The organism is Sphingomonas sp. BE138, from assembly GCF_031456125.1.
GTDB lineage: Bacteria > Pseudomonadota > Alphaproteobacteria > Sphingomonadales > Sphingomonadaceae > Sphingomonas.
Genome location: NZ_JAVDUC010000035.1, coordinates 1 through 16,287, shown reverse-complemented (window position 1 = coordinate 16,287; position 16,287 = coordinate 1). Strand labels below are relative to the sequence as shown.

The following is a 16,287-nucleotide window of genomic DNA, read 5'->3' as shown; positions in this document are numbered from 1 at the left end:
CCCCCCGACAGCACGCCGGGGTGAGGTTGAGACACGGGTCACTTCTCGGTGGAAATTTATGCCTTCGCCGGGTCAGCTCTCAGTGGAAATCAACACCGATACGACCTGACCGACTTCGAGTGGCGCGTGATCGAGCCGCTGCTGCCCAACAAGCCGCGAGGCGTGCCGCGCGTTGACGACCGTCGCGTGCTGAATGGCATCTTCTGGGTGCTGCGATCCGGTGCGCCGTGGCGCGACCTGCCGGAGCGGTATGGCCCGCGCACCACCTGCTACAACCGCTTCGTGCGATGGCGAAAGGCGGGTGTCTGGGACCGGCTGATGGACGCCGTCAGCGCCGCCCATGACGGCGACATCCAGATGATCGACAGCACTTCCGTTCGTGCCCACCAGCAGGCAGCTACGGGAAAAAGGGGGGTGAAGATCACTGTCTCGGTCGATCACGCGGTGGGCTCACGACCAAGATCCACGTCGTCGTCGACGCGCAGGGCCTCCCGATCCGGCTCGGCCTGACGGCAGGACAGGCGCACGACGGACAGATCGCCGACGCGCTGCTCGACCATCTCGGCCCACGTACCATCGTCTTGGCGGACAAGGCATATGATGCCGACCGCATCCGCGACCTGATCCAAGACCAGGGCGCCACGCCCAACATCCCGCCTAAAAGCAACCGGCGCTGGAAACCCTGCTTCAGCAAGCGGCTCTACCGCGAGCGCAACCTGATCGAGCGGTTCTTCTCGAAGCTGAAGCACTTCCGCCGCGTCGCCACCCGTTACGACAAGCTCGCGGCCAACTTCCTCGCCATGGTCCAGCTCGCCTCAATGCGGCTGTGGCTCAGAGCTTATGAGTCTACGGCCTAAATTCCTGAGGCGGCGACGCCCGCTCCCACCATCGCCATAGCGATCATCGAAAGCACGCCAGCGAGCGCAAACAGTCCCCATACGCCATTTGCAGGTTTCGGTCCTCGAAAGTCAGCGGCAATCTTTATACCGCAATACACCGCGTTCCAAATCAGCAGCACGATGGTGACGATGAACCAGACGATCATGGGCAATGATAGTCAGCGGCGCGTAATTTCCGCAAGTGGGGCGCTTGCGGCCATTCTAATTGGGAATGGCGATCGGGACGGCCAGCGCCCACCCCAATTAGGATCGGATTTTGGGGTTAAGGTTTTGCGGGCCTGATAAGCCGAATATGGGTGATTTGGATGGTAGGAGTACTTCTATCATCACCGTCAAGCACATCGCCAGAGAGCATGATTACTCCCTCCCTCGGACCGCCTTGCGGATCATCAGGTAGCTGCCTGTCGGTAATTTCACCATAGGCCTTATCTACAGCGGAACTTGCGAATTTTACAGAATAGCGGGAGCAGTTTGGACCACCTCCCACTCTCGGACCGACGTGAAAGGTGAAAGGAGATCCTATAAAAAGGATAGCCGTGCCCTGTATCTTATCGCCTGCCGTCACAGACCAGCACTGACCGGCGGTTACATGGACCGGCTTCGAGGTGCAGGACACAAGTCCAAAGATCACGAGAAGCGGCACACATGAGCGCATTAACGGATGCTCACGGTAAACGCGACAATTTGCAAGTGGCCTTCCCGATTGGGAAGGTCGATCGAGATCCTGGGTCACAAACCGGCTACGTCTCGCGGGTCCGGGGCTGATTTTCCCGAAATATGTTCCCGATTGCCTTTTTCCGAAATGCTGCGTCGGAGACGGAGTTTCGGGAAAGCTCGAGCGCTCGAAGACTGGCGTGATCGAGCCCGCTGCTGGCGCAGCGGGTCCGGGGTCAGGAGCCGTGAGGTAATCGCATCAGCGGGGGCAGCGCTGCGCTGTTTGGATGGCTCCACGCTGCCCCCGCTGCTACCAGACGGTGTCATTTCTATCTGATGACGATTATGTCTTCTCTAAATCGCGGGAACAATGGGAACGCTTCTTTATCGGGTCGGCAACAGTGGCTTAACCAGGGACCGAACACTTAACTTGGCTCAATAGTCGAGGTTGCGTTTTTCCATCTGTGCGGCCGCGAGATCCGCGACCGGCCCAGCGCCTTCGGCCAGCTCGTAGATCGCTATCACAGCCCTGTCGCCGAGACGCTCGACCATTGCCTGGACTGCTGACCAGTTAGCCAGGTCGAGCGCGATCGACGTGCTTTCGTTACCGGACACGGCGATCGACCGCATCAGCCATCTTCGACCAGCGATCGGCCGAATACAGCATACGATCCCGAGCATGTGGCAGATCGAGCCGCTGCGCCTCGGCAAGATCGGCCGCAGCCCTCGCGCGGTAGTCGGCTGCGGTATCGGCCATGACGTCCCCTCAGCTTAGGCCAGCGTTTTTATACGCTGGCCCGTATATCACTTGCCATTCAACCGATCGCGGACCGCCTTGGCGGGCGCGAACGTCAGCTTGCGCGACGCCGCGATCGTGATCGCCTCGCCCGTCGATGGGTTGCGCCCCTGACGCTCGGGGGTGTCCTTCAGCTTGAACTTGCCGAACCCGTTGAGGCTGACTTCCTCGCCGGTCGCGACGGCCGCGGTGATGTTCGCAAGGATCGCATCGATGACTTTCCTGGCGTCGGCCTTTGCGAGGCCATGGGTGTTGGAGATCTGCTCGGCCAGATCGGATGTAGTCGTCATGAACACGTCCCGGTGGTGAATGATTGTACCGGCCTAGCCCGGTTCATGCCGAACCGCCATCGGGAGTTGCCTCCTGCGCGCTCATCTCACCCTCGTAGGGGCGGACGAGCTTCAGGGCATCTTCATGGCTCCCGTCGAGCCATGTCGTAAAATCGCGGGGGTGGAGGATCGCCGGCATCGCCTTGGGATGCCAGGGCGCGACGGCGGGGTTGGGAGAGGTGGTGCAGAAGGCATAGGCATCGCCGCGCTCGGTCGGCCGCCACAGACCGGCGAAGAAGGCGATGGGCTGGTCAGGCAGCGAGAACCACATCTGGCGGGGTTTGCCGTCATCGCCCTTCCCGCCCTCGGGATGTGGTTCGGCGAAATGCGTGAACGGGACCAGGCAGCGGCGATCGGGACTGGCGATCGACGGCTTCCACATCGACGATGAGAGATTCCGCGCATTGGTGACGAACTTGTCCAGCTTGACCGCCGGGTCGCGCTTGCTCGCTACCTTGGTCGGGAAGCCCCATTCCATCGCGATCGGCTCAAGCGGGCGGTTACGCTCCCCTGCCCGCCTGACGACCAAGCCATAGCGCGCGGTCTTTTTGCCGGTCGGGAAGATCTCGCGCGGCACCGGGTAGGTCTCGTCCTCGGGATACGGCGGCTCGAACCCGACCGACCGCATCACCGCGGCCTGTTTGGCGCTCAGGCGATATCGGTTGCAGATCGGTCCACTCCTTTAATCTGTTTGGCTCAGAAGAACTCCCGGCCACCACGATACTCGCGCCAGGCATTATCCCATTTCGTGCCGACGTCGCCACTCACCGGCCGCGCCCCGAGGTCGTACCCGGCCATCACGTCGTCGATATGCGGTGCCGGCGTCGGGGTGTTGAAAGGCGCGATCCTACGCGCCTTCAGGTGCCAAACATAGGCGAGCTCGTGATCGGTTACCGGCGGGGCCTTGCCCCACGCCACGTCCTGAAACTGGCGCTGCGCCGCGCTCCTCGGCCGGCGCTCGCGCAGACGCAGCGCATCGTAGAAGAGGGCAGAGCGTGGATATTCCGCTAAACAACGCTTAACGGGAACACGACGCGAACGAGCTATACAAAAGGGTGCCGCCCGATCGCTTCGGGCATAACCGACAGTGAAAATCCTCATGGCGACAAAGCATCCTGAACCAGTTCACTGAAAGGGGACCGGTGAGAGAAGGCCCGAAAATGTACGCTAAGCCACCCCCCCCCCCGCTCGCGCGTCGTAGGCGCCGCTCACCGGATTCGCGGTGCGCCGTCCGGTTCGCCCACTGCGACGATCGGGTCCGCGCCGCATCGCGCTCGGAGCAGTTTCACGTTCGGGTCAGCTTCTGAATAGCCCTGCGGCCCGCCCCATGTCATCCGCTCGCCTATGCGCGGCGCGGCACGGGCTGAGCCGGTGTTCTTCAGGACCATGTAGCCGTCCGCGTCCAGCCCCAGCTCCACGTCGCGGCCGAAGATCACTAGCGGCTCGCCGCCCTCATCATGCTCGGTCAGGCGGAAGCACCCGTCGCGGAGGATGATGCGTCCGCCGAGCAGCGCTTGGTTGATGATCGCCGGCCGCCGATCCTGCCGCGCGAACACGCGCACGTAGCGCGTCAGCGCCGGGTCGATCGACCGCGGGTTCCGGGGCTGAGAGAACTTCAGCTCGAGCCTCTCGGGCAGCACCCAGCGCTCGCGCGCGGCGATCTCCCGAAAGGCCGCCTCGTCGATGTTCATGTCGAAGCGAACCACGCCGTCGAACTCGTACACTGCCCCGCCGCCGACCAGGCGATACGGCTCGAACCGCTTCCACCACTCGTCGAAGATCGGCTGGAGCTCCGCCGTGGTGAGCCCGCCCTCGCGCGATGTGAAGCGCGGGTCGCGCGTGTAGCGCGCGAGCGTCGCCGCGGCGTTCCGGCGGAACTGAAAGGCGAAGCGGGGCTTGGGGTCGCGCACCACGCGCATGCCGACATAGTTGCCCCGCTCGGCCGCCCTGAGACGCCGGTTGAGCGCCTGCGCCGCCTCGCGCGCCGCGTCGTCCGGGTTCGCCATGCTCTCCCGGGCGGCGATCGCCTCCCTTCTCATTGGCAGCGGCGTGGGACGTCCGTCGGCAGGCGGTCGCGGAGGTTCTACGGGAGGGGCTGCCAAAGGCCCGGTGGGCGGCGCGGAAAGAATGGTGGCGTAACCGGAGGGGCCGATCGTCGCGCCGCGGGGAACGGACGACGCGATTGGAGCGGCGGCGGCTGTACGGCCGCCGCTGATCGACTGGGTGGCAGGAACGGCTTGATCCGTGCACGCGGCTATGAGGAGGACGATGCTGGTCGATACGGAGGTTCTCATTGGATGGCCTCCGGATCGGCGATGCGCCCGAAGAACAGCACCGCGCCGCTCTTCCGGTCGCGCAAGGTGGCCAGGAACGGCCGGTCGAACACGATTTCCGGCACCTTGGGCTCGATCCGCGCGGCCGTCGCCACGATCTTGACCGCGGTCACGGCCGCCGCCTCGGTGCCTTCCTCGTCCACGCGCAGGAAGGTCGCGTGCGCCACGTCGTCCATAGCCAGTCGCGGGCCGCTCGCGATGCCGGAGAAGTCGGCGCGCGTCCGGTCGAACGCGGTGGGCATGCCGGCCGCGATCAGCGCCGCCTTGACGCTCTCGTCGAACCGCGCCTCGAACCGGGGCAGGATGATGCGGACCTTGCGCTCGGGCTCGGCCGACAGGTCGAACCTGGACGTGCTGCCCTGCTCGCCGGCGAAGAAGTCGACGCCCCGTACCTCGCGCTCCCATCTGCGCAGCGTCGCCGCGTCGCGGGGCAGGAACAGCTCCATGACGAAGCGGCCGTCGCGACCGTAGGGCAAGGTGATCGCCTGGCCCTCGCTGGTCTCGCGGTATTGGAACCGAGCGGTCCGCTTCATCATCGTGATCGGCGTGCGGGACCCGTCGCCCCGCGTGAAGGCGCGTGTCTCCGTGTCCTCGAACGGGGTGGTCCACTTGGCCTTGAAATGGAGCGCGTTGGTCAGCACCGCGGCCGTGTCGGCGTTCAGGCCCGAGGCGGACACGATCTCCGTGATCCGGCCCTCCGTCTCGCGAGACACCCAGCCGTTGATCCTGGCGGCAGCGCCGTTGGGGTCGCCGGCATAGTCGACCGTCTCCGGCGCAGCTTCATAAGCGGCGCGCGCCTCGGCGACGTACTCGCCGCTGATCGGCAGATCCTTCGCCAACCACAGGGCGTTCGCGATGCCGAGCGCGGTGTCGGGGTCGCCGGTATTCCTGAGTTGGGCGTTGTAGGCCTTGGTCAGCGCCGCAGCGTTCGACGCCGGGCTCCAGCCCAGTACGCGGGCGATCTCGTTCCGCGTCTCGCCCCGTGTGCCGATAAACGCGAGCCCGAGACCCTGCGACAGACTGACGGGCGAGACAAACAGGTTCGCGTTCGGGCCTGCGGCGGCGGAGAGCTTCGGGTAGACCGTCGCGGCCATATGCGCCGCGCCAAAGGTGAGGTCGTGCGGCGAGGCGGCCCCCGTAACGGCACCCGACTCGGCTGCGACCTTCTGCGTCACCGTGCGCTGTCCGTCATCCCGGGCCGACATGCACCCACCCGCAGCCGTGGCCGCTGCGAAGAGGATCATCACGCGACGCAACATCAGCACCCCATCCTCACTCGTTCTGGCCTCCTACAGTATCAGGGCTAGGCCGGCACGCGACCCATCCGCAAAGGTGATCCACAACGTCGCGCCGTCACGGGTCCAGGTTCGCGCCTGCGTCATGCGGCTCCAGAACCTGGCGCCGACCTCGCCGATGCTGGGCTCGGGGCAGCCGATCAACGTCGACAGGGGCAGGTCGTAGTCGTTGGCCGGCTTCTCGAAACGGCCCTCGCGCCACCGGACGCCGCCGCCCACGTCGTTGCAGGCGTTGGTCCCGCTGATCGTGCCGTTCTCGCCGAAGGTCAGCGTCGCGGCCGGATAAGGTTCATCGGGCGCACGCGTTCGGTCCAGTTCGCGAAGCGCCCAGGTCGTGCCGGCGATCGCGGCGGGGACGATGCGCGGCCCTCCGCACCCGCGGTACAGGTGGGGCGGATAGCTTGTGGTCACCCGATCGGGCCGCGCCGCGTTGCTCGGGCAACCCCCCGGCTCAACCGTCACTGTCATGTCGCCGATGCGGAAGCGCCGTGTCGTCCCGTCCTCCTGACGCGCGTCGATGGTCGACTGATACCATCCCGCACCTCCCGGCGTGCGGAAGATGATCCGATCGCCGAAGATGATGCCGCGTCCGTCGCTCGTCCGACCCGGTTCGCCGGGTATGTCGAACGCGAAAGTCGATCGATCGATCTGCTGGGCCGGAGAGGAGGGCTCCTGCGCCGCGCAAGCGCCAAGGGCGGCTAGGGACACGACAGCGGTTCGCCTACTCATAACGACGCTGGCGCTCATGACATCACAATGTGTCCAGGACCCCGGCCAGCTCGGCCGGCCGGGACACCTGCGGGCAATGGTCGCCGTCGATCTCGATCGCCTCCACCCCAAGCCGTTCCCGGGCCGCCCTGCGCATCCACTCGGGCGCAAGCGTCCGATCATGGCGGCAAGCGATATAGCGCGCGGGGACGGTCGGCCTCATGCCCGCAGGCAACAGCTCGGACATGGCGTGCCGTGCGACCATCAACCTCCTCGTCGACAGCGCCCATCCCAGCACGGGTTCGGAACAGTCGTGGAACAGGAATTCGCGCGCTATCTCGTCGTCCATAGGGTCCTTGCCGAGCCATGCCGGGTTGAACATGCCGGGGTCGGCCGCAAGCGTGCTGAGCAGGCTTTCACCGCTCAACGGCGCGTAGGCAGCCAGATAAATCAGGCCGGCGATCGGCATGTCGGGGATGAGGTGCGGGATCCAGGGCAGGAACAGCCCGCTTGCCGAGTGCGCCAGTAGCCAAAGCCGCGTCTCGTCACTGACGATCTCCTTCTCGACGGCATCGGCGATCACTTCGGCATAGGCGAGCGACCCGCTGTCCGGGTCGACGTCGCCTAGATCGGGCATGATCGCGCGGTGCCCGCGGTCCTCCAGCGCATCGGCAAGCAGCGCCCAACCGCTCGGCCCCTGAACGCTGCTATGAACAAGGCAGAACGTCGCCACGGCTAAAGCCTCATGCCAATGCGCCGCCCTTTGGTGGCAGCCTGTCGGCGCTCATACCAGATTGCGAACGCTCCTTGAGTGCAGACGTCCAAGGGCTCGTACACGCCCGGTGCGACCTGGCGGAGAAGCAGGGGGCCGGTGCGGCTCGCGCCCACTGAGATCTGGCAGCTACTCATCTGCACGGCGCACTGGCCGCCGATGCTCTCGATTGGGTTGCCCCGCACCCGGATCGGCCCGGAGACGCGGCCTTTGATGACGCGGAGCACGCGCGCGGCGCGGTCCTGCTCGATCTTCCTTCGCGGCCTGAACCACCAGCGAGCCCTGCCGTCCGATCGGCACCATAGGCGGGGCGGGGCTTGCTTCGGGGCCGGGCGGATATCCAGCTCGGCCGCCAGGTCGGCACGGGAGAGCGCCGCGCGTCCTGCCGCCTCCACGTTCTCAGGCGGGATGCACGAACACGCCTGGGCGGGCGCAGCCATCCCTAGTGCCGCGCTGGCGAGGACCGCGCCGATCGCGCGCGAAGACCATGTCATCGTCACGGCAATAGAATGGACCTGAGCGCCTGAACGGCTCATTTCGCCTGTTCGAGCATGCGAGTCGTCTTGGTGCGTCTCTCCAGCAGCTTTTCGCCATCCGGTCTGATCTGCCCATCGGGGGTTACATGCCGGTAGAGCGTCTGCCGCGTGATCCCGAGTTCGGCGCACAGTTCGCCCACCTTGGTCTCCGGCTTGCCCATGGCGGCCTGAGCGAGCCGGAGCTTGGCGGCGGTCATCTTGAACGGGCGGCCGCCATGCCGACCGCGAGCCCGGGCAGACGCGAGACCGGCTTGGGTGCGCTCCACGATCAGCTCGCGCTCGAACTCGGCGAGCGCGGCGAAAGAGGCGAACATGAGCCGGCCATTGGCGGTCGTGGTGTCGATGGACGCGCCCTGGCTGGTGAGCACCTTGAACCCCACCCCGCGAGCGTTCAGCTTGTTCACGGTCTCCACAAGGTGGGTGAGGTTGCGCCCGAGCCGGTCGAGCTTCCAGACGATCAGTATGTCGCCGGCCCGGAGCGCCCGGAGGCACGCGTCCAGCCCGGGTCGGTCGTCACGCTTGCCGGACGCCTGGTCCTCGTAAAGCTGCTCGGGCTCGACGCCGGCTTCGATCAGCGCGTCGCGTTGAAGGTCGGTCGCCTGGCTCCCATCGGCCTTGCTCACCCGCATGTAGCCGACCAGCACTTAGCTCTCCCCTGTCACTTATACGCTCGTTCGCGTGACAATCCCGCTCGGGCTCGAGACGCGCTCCCTCTTTGTCACTTAACCCGTGTTCCTGTCTATGCTCCGTGAAGGATGCGAGCGCCTAGATTCGTGACGCTTGCGGCAGGAGGGGACGACGATGCCCGCCAAGACGATCCTCTCGGCCGGGCAGCGGGCCGCGATCTTCGATCCGCCCGGCGACCGGGCCGCCATCGAACGGCTGTACACCCTCGGCCCCGATGACCTGGTTCCGGTCTGCCGGCGACGCCGCGGGGCCAACCGCATCGGCTATGCCGTCCAGCTCTGCTACTTACGTCATCCCGGTCGGGCGCTGAGCCCTGGCAAGGCACCCCCGGCCGCGATGCTGGAGCTGTTCGGCGAGCAGGTGGGCGGGTCGGCCGTCGAGTTCGGCCGCTATGCCGAGCGAGCGCCCACGCTTCGGGAGCACCGCGCCGAGATCGAGGCATACCTTGGCCTGCGCCCGTTCGAGCGCCCCGACCTGCGCGCGATGCTGGCGCTCGGGATAGAGGTAGCGACCTCGACCGACCGCGGCGAACCGATCGTAGCCGCTATGGTCGAGCGGCTCCGCCACTTGCGCGTGGTCGTCCCCGCGGCGTCGACACTGGAGCGCGTGGCGCTGATCGCCCGCGCCCAGGCGCGCCGCGTCGCGCATGCCGGGCTGATCCGGGACGTCACGCCCGAGCAGGAAGCGGCGCTTATGGGCCTGATAGACCCTGGCGAGCAGGGCCGCACAGGGCTGGGCTGGGTTCGCGACTGGTCGGAGGCACCGACCTCAGCCAACTTCAAGGCGGTCGTGGAACGGCTCGACCGGGTACGCTCGCTCGAGGTCGAGCCCGACCGGGCGCGACGCATCCACGCGGCGCGCTACGCCGTCATCGCTCGCGTTGCCGGCATCGTGACCGCGCAGGCGCTGCGTCGCATGGAACGACGCCGCCGGCTGGCGACGCTGGTCGCGTTCGCGATCGAGCTGGAGGCTGCGCTCACCGACGCGGCACTCCTGATGGTCGAGAAGATGGTCGGCTCGCTGTTCCGGCGCGCCGACCGGACCCGTTCCGAGCGGCTCCTGGGCGAGGCCCGGATGCTGAAGGATACGGCGCGCGTCCATGCCCGGCTCGGTCGCCTGCTGATCGACGCACGCGCGAACGGTCGCGACCCGCTACGGGCCATCGACGACCGGATTGGCTGGGATCACCTGGAGCGTAGCGTCCGGTTCGCGGAGGAGCTGACTCGCGGAACCGAGGACGGGCTGGACGAGGTGGTCCAGCGCTACCCGGAGGTGCGGCGCTTCGCGCCGACACTCTTCAATGCGTTCACGTTCCGCGCCGCACGTCCGGGCGATCCATTGCTCGGCGCCGTCGACGCCCTCCGGCGCATGTACCGGGACGGCCGCTCAGCGTTGCCCAAGCGCGTGCCGACCACGTTCCTGCGCCCGCGCTGGCGCAAGGTGGTGTTCCCGGGCGGCGGCGGGATCAACCGCCGTGCTTATGAGGTCGCCGTCATCGTCCACCTGCGCGAGCGGCTCGCGTCGGGGAGCGTTTGGGTCGACGGCAGCCGTGCCTATCGCACGCTCGACGACTATCTCCTGCCTACGCCAGCCTACGCCGCGATGCGCGACGAGGACGGGCTCGGGCTGGCTGTTTCGCCCGGCTTCGCCGATTGGCACGACGAGCGCTGTGCCACCCTGGTCCGGCGCATGGATGAAGTCGAGCGAGCCGCTGCGGCCGGCGAGCTGGTCGACGTCGTCATCGCGGGCGGCGAACTCACCATATCGCCGCTTAGGCGCGCCGTACCGGACGAAGCCGAAGAGCTGAAGAGCAGGCTATACGCGCTGCTGCCGCGTGTGCGCGTGACCGACCTCCTAGTCGAGGTCGCCGCCTGGTCGGGCTTTACGGACGGCTTCGTCCACGCGCGCAGCGGTGAGCCCGCGTCCGACCAAGCGGCGCTTATGGGCACGATCCTGGCGGACGCGACCAACCTCGGGCTCGGGCGCATGGCCGAGAGCTCGCGGGGGCTGACGCTCGCCCGCCTGCGCTGGACGGCCGAGTGGCACGTCCGCGACGAGACATACCTGTCGGCGCTGGCCAGCATCGTCGACACGCACAACGCGCACCCTCTGGGCAGGGTATGGGGCTCGGGGGAGCTGTCGTCTTCCGACGGCCAGTTCTTCCGGGCGGGCGGTCGCGGCGAGGCGCGCGCCGACCTGAACGCCCGCTACGGCTCGGAACCGGGTGTGCTCTTCTATACGCATGTCACCGACCGGTTCACGCCGTTCTCCACCGGCAGCGGCAGGTTGGTGATGCCGCTCGTGTCGGCGTCGAGGTAGCGATACCCTGTAACGACGATGTCGGAACCGACATCGACCGGTTGCCAGGCCGCGGATGGAGCGGGCGTATCGGTCGAGGAACTGGTCTGGGCGAGTGCTGGAACGGCAAGCGAGAGGCAGGGCAAGGCAGCGCCCGCCAGCAGATAGGATCGGAGCATGAGCATACCTTTGACCGGTCCGGGCGCACCGGGCGCCGGACCGTGGATCCGGATGTCCCGGACACCGGGACGCGATCGAGTCGGTCAGAGGGAGGCTGGAGGGCCTCTCAGCGGAGGTCGCAGATAGGTCCGCTTGAGCGGTGCCGGTATGACGACAGGGCAGAGCCCGAGCGCCATGATGAAGGCGACCAGGCCGACAAGCAGGATCGGGTCGACGGCGCCCAGGACCGCGGCCGAGAGCCCCGAAAAGGCGCACGGCATCTCGGTCTTGCCGTGATCCTTCGACTTGCCGTGACCGGCCCTGTCGCCGTGCATCCCCGTCATGCCCGACGATGCATCGTTATGCGCGAAGCCGGTGCAGATGGTGATCGCAATCCGGCCCTGCTCGGTCCCGAGCATGTAGCCGGTCGGCACCAGCAGCTTGAGCAGCAGCGTCGCCACGCAGATCAGCGTGGCGAGGTGGCGTTGTGCCAGAAGGCCGCGGGCAGCGAACACGGAAGGCGATTACGCCCTGCCCGCTTCCCTGTCACTCCGGCACCGCCAAGAATTGCAAAAGCCACAACCACATGGATCAGGAACTCGAAGAGCGGGCCGAAACAAATCCGCTGATCTCAAAGCTCGTGGCCTGCATTCCGCTTTCCGCGGAAGACCGCCGCGTTGCCGAGCTGCTCTGCGCCGACCGGCGAACGCGTTAGTGGCTTGATAACGACATCTACCTAGAACAGGGACAAAGAGGTGTCCGGATGGTAGAGCAGGATGAGGAAGCGCGTCTCGACGCATTGTACCAGTTGAACCTGCTGGACACGCCGCCGAGCGAGAGCTTCGACCGCATCACGCGTATGGCGAGCCAGATTTTCGATCTGCCGATCTCGGCAGTGTCGCTGACCGACCGTGATCGGCAGTGGTTCAAGTCGCGCGTCGGTGTCGAGCATTGGTCAATTCCCCGAGAGAAGGCGCCGTGTGCACAGGTCGCCGAGAGCCGGAGCATTCTGATCATTCCAGATCTCCTCGACGATGATTGTTATGCCGACAGCCTGCTGGCGCAAACCGGGGTGCGCTTCTACGCGGGCGTTCCGTTGATGACGCGCGAAGGCTTCGTTCTGGGCTCGCTATGCGTGCTTGGCACGGAACCACGTACTGTCTCTGAGTCGGAGATGGCCGGCCTGACCGATCTTGCCGATATGACGATGTCGCAGATCGAGATGCAGCACGCGTTCGGACGCGTGGACCCGCTCAGCGGCCTGCCCAACCGGACCCAGTTCCTCGATGATCTTGAGGACCTTGGTCGCGATGCGCCGGGCCAGCGCCGTTACGCCGTATTGCTCGACCTGGCACGCAACGACCGGCTCAGCAGCGGGCTGCGCGTCGTCGGACCGTCGTTCATCGACGACATGGTGCAGGATGCTGCCCGGGCGCTTCGCGGCGCATTGGGCCAAGGCCGGACGGCCTACCACGTCGCTGCCACGCAGTTCGCGTTCCTGTCGCCCCCCGAGCCAGAACCGGGCGCCTATGTAGCGCTGCTCGGCTCGATGCTTTCGAAAGCTCAAAGTGCGTCGCGCATCCGCTTCGCCACTTCCCAGGCGATCGGGGTGACGCCTGTTACCCTCGGCAAAACCGATCCTCGCCAGGTGCTGCGCACCGCCTATAGCGCGGCCCAGGATGCGCGCGCGTCGGAACATGCCGTCGGCCTCTACGCGCCAGGGAAGGATCGTGTTCACTCCCGCAGGTTCGCGTTGCTCAACGATCTCGGAGCGGCCCTGGAAGAGCCTGACCAGCTTAGACTCGTCTTTCAGCCGCGCATCGACCTCGCGTCCGGCCGGTGCAAGGGTGCTGAAGCCCTGCTCCGCTGGCGCCATCCTACGCTGGGTGACGTGTCGCCCAGTGAGTTCATGCCCATCATCGAGCAGACCTCGCTTGCCAGGCCGACCACTGCCTGGGTGCTCGACGCCGCCATGCGGCAGCAGGCGATCTGGCAAAAGGAAGGCATCGACCTCCAGCTCTCGATCAACGTATCGGCCGCTAACCTGGAGGAAAGCGACTTTGCCCAACAGGTGCAGCTTTATCTCCTGAAGCATCGTCTGCGCCCGGCAGCGATCGAGCTTGAGGTGACCGAGAGCGCCGTCATGGAGAATAGTGGCCGTGCAATGGGCCAGCTTCGTGCGCTGCATGAGGCGGGCATCCCCCTAGCGATCGACGACTTCGGCACAGGCTACAGCAGCCTTGCGTATCTTCAACGTCTGCCCGCCCGCGTGGTCAAGATCGATCAGTCGTTCGTTCGCGATCTGGCCGATGACGAGCGTGGACAGGCGCTTGTCCGATCGATGATCACGCTGTCGCACGATCTCGGCTACCGGGTCGTTGCCGAGGGCGTCGAGACCGCCGCAGCCGCGGCGATCCTGGCCGACTTGAAATGTGAGGAGGCGCAGGGTTACTATTTTGCCCGTCCGATGGAGGAAGAAGCGCTGCGGCTATGGCTCGTTGCCTCCCCGCAAGAATCATCCGTTGCAGCCTGACTGACACCTAGATCTGCCGACATACTTGGTTGCAAGCTGATCAACACCGCCGCTGCACGTACTCCACAGCGGCAGTGTCGATCAGCATCGACGAGCGTTCTGTTCCCACTTATTTCCGCTAATCAGCCGTGCGGGCGCATGACAACCTTGATTACACCTTCCTGCTTGTCACGGAATTTGGCGTACATCTCGGGCGCATCCTCAAGGCTGGCCGGATGCGTGATCACAAAGCTGGGATCGATCTCGCCCGCGACGATCTTATCCAGTAGCGGCTTGGTGTAACGTTGCACGTGGGTCTGCCCAAGCTTGATCGTCAGCCCCTTGTTCATTGCTGCGCCGAGCGGCAGCTTATCGCCCATGCCGACATACACGCCGGGCACGGACACCGTGCCGCCCTTGCGGCAGCTCATGATCGCCTGCCGCAACACGTGAACGCGATCAGTGGCGAGCATCATGCTTGCCTTCACCTTGTCCATGACCGCGTCCGCCGCCCCGTGCGCGGCCGCCTCGCAGCCGACAGCATCGATGCAGCTGTCGGGGCCCCGGCCCTTGGTTCGCGCCTGCAGCTCGTCATAGACATCGGTTTCGGCGAAGTTAATCGTCTCAGCGCCACCGGCCTCCGCCATGGCGAGTCGCTCGGGCACCTCGTCAATCGCGATCACGCGGCCGGCGCCCATCATCAGCGCGGAGCGGATGGCGAACTGGCCGACCGGACCGCAGCCCCAGATCGCGACGGTGTCGCCATGCTCGATCTGCGCATTCTCGGCGGCCATGTAGCCGGTTGGGAAGATATCCGATAAGAAGAGGGCCTGCTCATCGGTAACGTTGTCGGGAATCTTGATCGGGCCGACATCCGCCATCGGCACGCGAAGATACTCAGCCTGGCCGCCGCAGTAGCCGCCCAGCATGTGGCTGAAGCCGAACAGCCCGGCGGGCGAATGGCCCATCGCTTTGGCGGCCATCTCGGCGTTCGGATTGGTCTGATCACAGGCCGCAAACAGACCCTTTTTGCAGAACCAGCACTCGCCACAGCTGATGGTGAACGGCACGACGACACGGTCGCCGATCTTAAGGTTGGTTACCTCGGACCCAAGCGCCACGACCTCGCCCATGTTCTCGTGGCCGAGGATATCGCCGGCCTCCATGGTAGGCTGATATCCATCCAGCAGGTGAAGGTCCGACCCGCAGATCGCGCAGGCGGTTATTTTGATGATCGCATCGCGCGGGTGCTTTATCTCGGGATCCGCAACGGTGTCGACGCGGACATCGCCTTTACCGTGCCAGCATAGTGCGCGCATGTCGTTTCCTCATCTGAGTGCATGTCCCTGTCGTCAGGGCCATTTCTATGACGCTCAACGCCTTGAGCCGCGGCACGGGTCCCCGTCCGTTTGAATCGTTCACATCAACGAGCGGCCGTAAAACGGCCGTACGGCCAGCGGGTCGAACGCGGACGGCATGCCCGGCTTTAAAGCCAGACAGATGATGAAGTGGGTCGCCCAGGCCGTGCAGCCGGCCGACACGATGCTGACAGGACCCCAGGGGCGGCGAGTCTTACGTCCGAAGCGTACGGCATGGGCGGCCAGGGCGAACGACGCATAGATTCCGCAGAGGCAAACCAGGCCGGCGAGCAGCACCAACCACGGATCATGGTCGTGCCGGACGCGGTCGAAAACCTGTACGACCTGGGAGTACATCATGCTTGGCTAACGGCAAGGCTTCAAGACATCCCCAACCGGTTCATATCGGCTTTCCCTGGCTGTGATCCAGGACCAAGGAAGCCGCAGTCGGGTTCTGCTCAGCCATGAACACTTACGTTGCCGAGCCCGCGCCTGTCGTCCGAACCGGCGACCATGCTCGACTGACATAACTTGATTTCGCTCCTCCGGGTCGGTTCCCAGTCGCTACAAAGATTTATGCCTCGCACCGCCGTGGCGCTGGTGGCATTAAGGGCATGATCGGAGGATTACGTCCATGGCACGCAAGAGCATCAAAAGCGCGGTGAAACTCAAGGGCGAGACGGCCAAGAAGGCACCGCCGCTGCCGGCGGGTGCCGACCAGCCGACGAACTATGCCGAGCAGCAGGGCCATGGCGGCGAAACCCGCCAGACGACCTCGGACGCGGCACTTACCATGACCACGCAGCAGGGCATCCCGATCGCGGACGCCCAGAACAGTCTCAAGGCGGGTCTGCGTGGCCCCACGCTGCTCGAAGACTTCATCCTCCGCGAAAAGATCTTCCATTTCGATCACGAGCGCATCCCGGAGCGCGTCGTCCACGCACGCGGCTA

18 protein-coding genes and 1 pseudogene are annotated in these 16,287 nt (G+C 65.6%); 5 read left to right on the top strand and 14 right to left on the bottom strand.

What is annotated here, in order from left to right:
• Positions 1-54 precede the first annotated feature (54 nt).
• Positions 55-857 (top strand): IS5 family transposase gene (locus J2Y58_RS19665; RefSeq protein WP_310107001.1). Its coding sequence is split into 2 segments (ribosomal slippage): positions 55-403 and positions 403-857, totalling 804 coding nucleotides; the frame shifts between segments, so codons are not numbered across the junction.
• Here the strand turns inward: J2Y58_RS19665 and J2Y58_RS19660 are convergent.
• The 11 genes from J2Y58_RS19660 to J2Y58_RS19610 form a co-directional block, all read right to left on the bottom strand.
• On the bottom strand, positions 854-1,045 hold the full coding sequence (locus J2Y58_RS19660) for a hypothetical protein (RefSeq protein WP_310106996.1): 192 nt from the start codon (positions 1,043-1,045) through the stop codon (positions 854-856). The genes J2Y58_RS19665 and J2Y58_RS19660 overlap by 4 nt on opposite strands.
• Positions 1,046-1,988: 943 nt before the next feature.
• Complete coding sequence (locus tag J2Y58_RS19655) at positions 1,989-2,183, bottom strand: hypothetical protein (protein ID WP_126014087.1); 195 nt, start codon at positions 2,181-2,183, stop codon at positions 1,989-1,991.
• Positions 2,158-2,310, bottom strand: a complete 153-nt coding sequence (locus J2Y58_RS19650) for a hypothetical protein (protein WP_310106994.1) — start codon at positions 2,308-2,310, stop codon at positions 2,158-2,160. Before J2Y58_RS19650 ends, J2Y58_RS19655 begins: the two co-directional genes overlap by 26 nt.
• A 47-nt stretch (positions 2,311-2,357) precedes the next feature.
• The gene (locus J2Y58_RS19645; RefSeq protein ID WP_126014085.1) at positions 2,358-2,639 is read right to left on the bottom strand and encodes an HU family DNA-binding protein; all 282 of its coding nucleotides are present in this window, start codon (positions 2,637-2,639) and stop codon (positions 2,358-2,360) included.
• A gap of 43 nt (positions 2,640-2,682) precedes the next feature.
• Positions 2,683-3,348 (bottom strand): SOS response-associated peptidase, encoded by a 666-nt coding sequence (locus tag J2Y58_RS19640; RefSeq protein ID WP_256210915.1) that lies wholly within the window; start codon positions 3,346-3,348, stop codon positions 2,683-2,685.
• A 26-nt stretch (positions 3,349-3,374) separates the two neighbouring features.
• Positions 3,375-3,779, bottom strand: coding sequence for a hypothetical protein (locus J2Y58_RS19635; RefSeq protein ID WP_310106989.1), 405 nt, complete (start codon positions 3,777-3,779; stop codon positions 3,375-3,377).
• 107 nt (positions 3,780-3,886) lie between these two features.
• The gene (locus J2Y58_RS19630; RefSeq protein WP_310106988.1) at positions 3,887-4,684 is read right to left on the bottom strand and encodes a hypothetical protein; all 798 of its coding nucleotides are present in this window, start codon (positions 4,682-4,684) and stop codon (positions 3,887-3,889) included.
• A gap of 284 nt (positions 4,685-4,968) precedes the next feature.
• On the bottom strand, positions 4,969-6,270 hold the full coding sequence (locus J2Y58_RS19625; RefSeq protein ID WP_310106986.1) for a serpin family protein: 1,302 nt from the start codon (positions 6,268-6,270) through the stop codon (positions 4,969-4,971).
• Between the two features lie 30 nt (positions 6,271-6,300).
• Positions 6,301-7,014 (bottom strand): META domain-containing protein, encoded by a 714-nt coding sequence (locus J2Y58_RS19620; RefSeq protein WP_310106984.1) that lies wholly within the window; start codon positions 7,012-7,014, stop codon positions 6,301-6,303.
• A gap of 43 nt (positions 7,015-7,057) precedes the next feature.
• Positions 7,058-7,747: an alpha/beta hydrolase gene (locus J2Y58_RS19615; RefSeq protein WP_310106983.1), complete on the bottom strand. Its 690-nt coding sequence runs from the start codon at positions 7,745-7,747 to the stop codon at positions 7,058-7,060.
• A gap of 571 nt (positions 7,748-8,318) precedes the next feature.
• A complete protein-coding gene (locus tag J2Y58_RS19610; protein ID WP_310106980.1) occupies positions 8,319-8,966 on the bottom strand; it encodes a recombinase family protein in 648 nt (215 codons plus the stop codon).
• 157 nt (positions 8,967-9,123) lie between these two features.
• Here J2Y58_RS19610 and J2Y58_RS19605 point away from each other — a divergent pair.
• A pseudogene (locus J2Y58_RS19605) lies at positions 9,124-11,283 on the top strand (Tn3 family transposase); the annotation flags it as partial.
• A gap of 287 nt (positions 11,284-11,570) precedes the next feature.
• Here the strand turns inward: J2Y58_RS19605 and J2Y58_RS19600 are convergent.
• Positions 11,571-11,981: a DUF2946 family protein gene (locus J2Y58_RS19600; protein WP_405053144.1), complete on the bottom strand. Its 411-nt coding sequence runs from the start codon at positions 11,979-11,981 to the stop codon at positions 11,571-11,573.
• A gap of 71 nt (positions 11,982-12,052) precedes the next feature.
• Between J2Y58_RS19600 and J2Y58_RS19595 the strand changes: the two genes are divergently transcribed.
• Together J2Y58_RS19595 and J2Y58_RS19590 are read left to right on the top strand one after the other, a co-directional pair.
• Complete coding sequence (locus tag J2Y58_RS19595) at positions 12,053-12,181, top strand: hypothetical protein (protein ID WP_310106974.1); 129 nt, start codon at positions 12,053-12,055, stop codon at positions 12,179-12,181.
• A 48-nt stretch (positions 12,182-12,229) separates the two neighbouring features.
• Positions 12,230-13,999 carry a sensor domain-containing phosphodiesterase gene (locus J2Y58_RS19590; protein WP_310106972.1) on the top strand — a complete coding sequence of 590 codons (1,770 nt, stop codon included), beginning with the start codon at positions 12,230-12,232 and terminating at the stop codon, positions 13,997-13,999.
• A gap of 122 nt (positions 14,000-14,121) precedes the next feature.
• On the opposite strand, the gene J2Y58_RS19585 is transcribed toward J2Y58_RS19590, so the two are convergent.
• Both J2Y58_RS19585 and J2Y58_RS19580 read right to left on the bottom strand, forming a co-directional pair.
• The gene (locus J2Y58_RS19585; RefSeq protein ID WP_310106969.1) at positions 14,122-15,297 is read right to left on the bottom strand and encodes a zinc-dependent alcohol dehydrogenase; all 1,176 of its coding nucleotides are present in this window, start codon (positions 15,295-15,297) and stop codon (positions 14,122-14,124) included.
• Between the two features lie 99 nt (positions 15,298-15,396).
• The gene (locus J2Y58_RS19580) at positions 15,397-15,696 is read right to left on the bottom strand and encodes a diguanylate cyclase (protein WP_310106967.1); all 300 of its coding nucleotides are present in this window, start codon (positions 15,694-15,696) and stop codon (positions 15,397-15,399) included.
• Between the two features lie 274 nt (positions 15,697-15,970).
• Between J2Y58_RS19580 and J2Y58_RS19575 the strand changes: the two genes are divergently transcribed.
• Positions 15,971-16,287: catalase (locus J2Y58_RS19575; RefSeq protein ID WP_310106965.1), on the top strand; the 317-nt coding region annotated here is incomplete at its 3' end.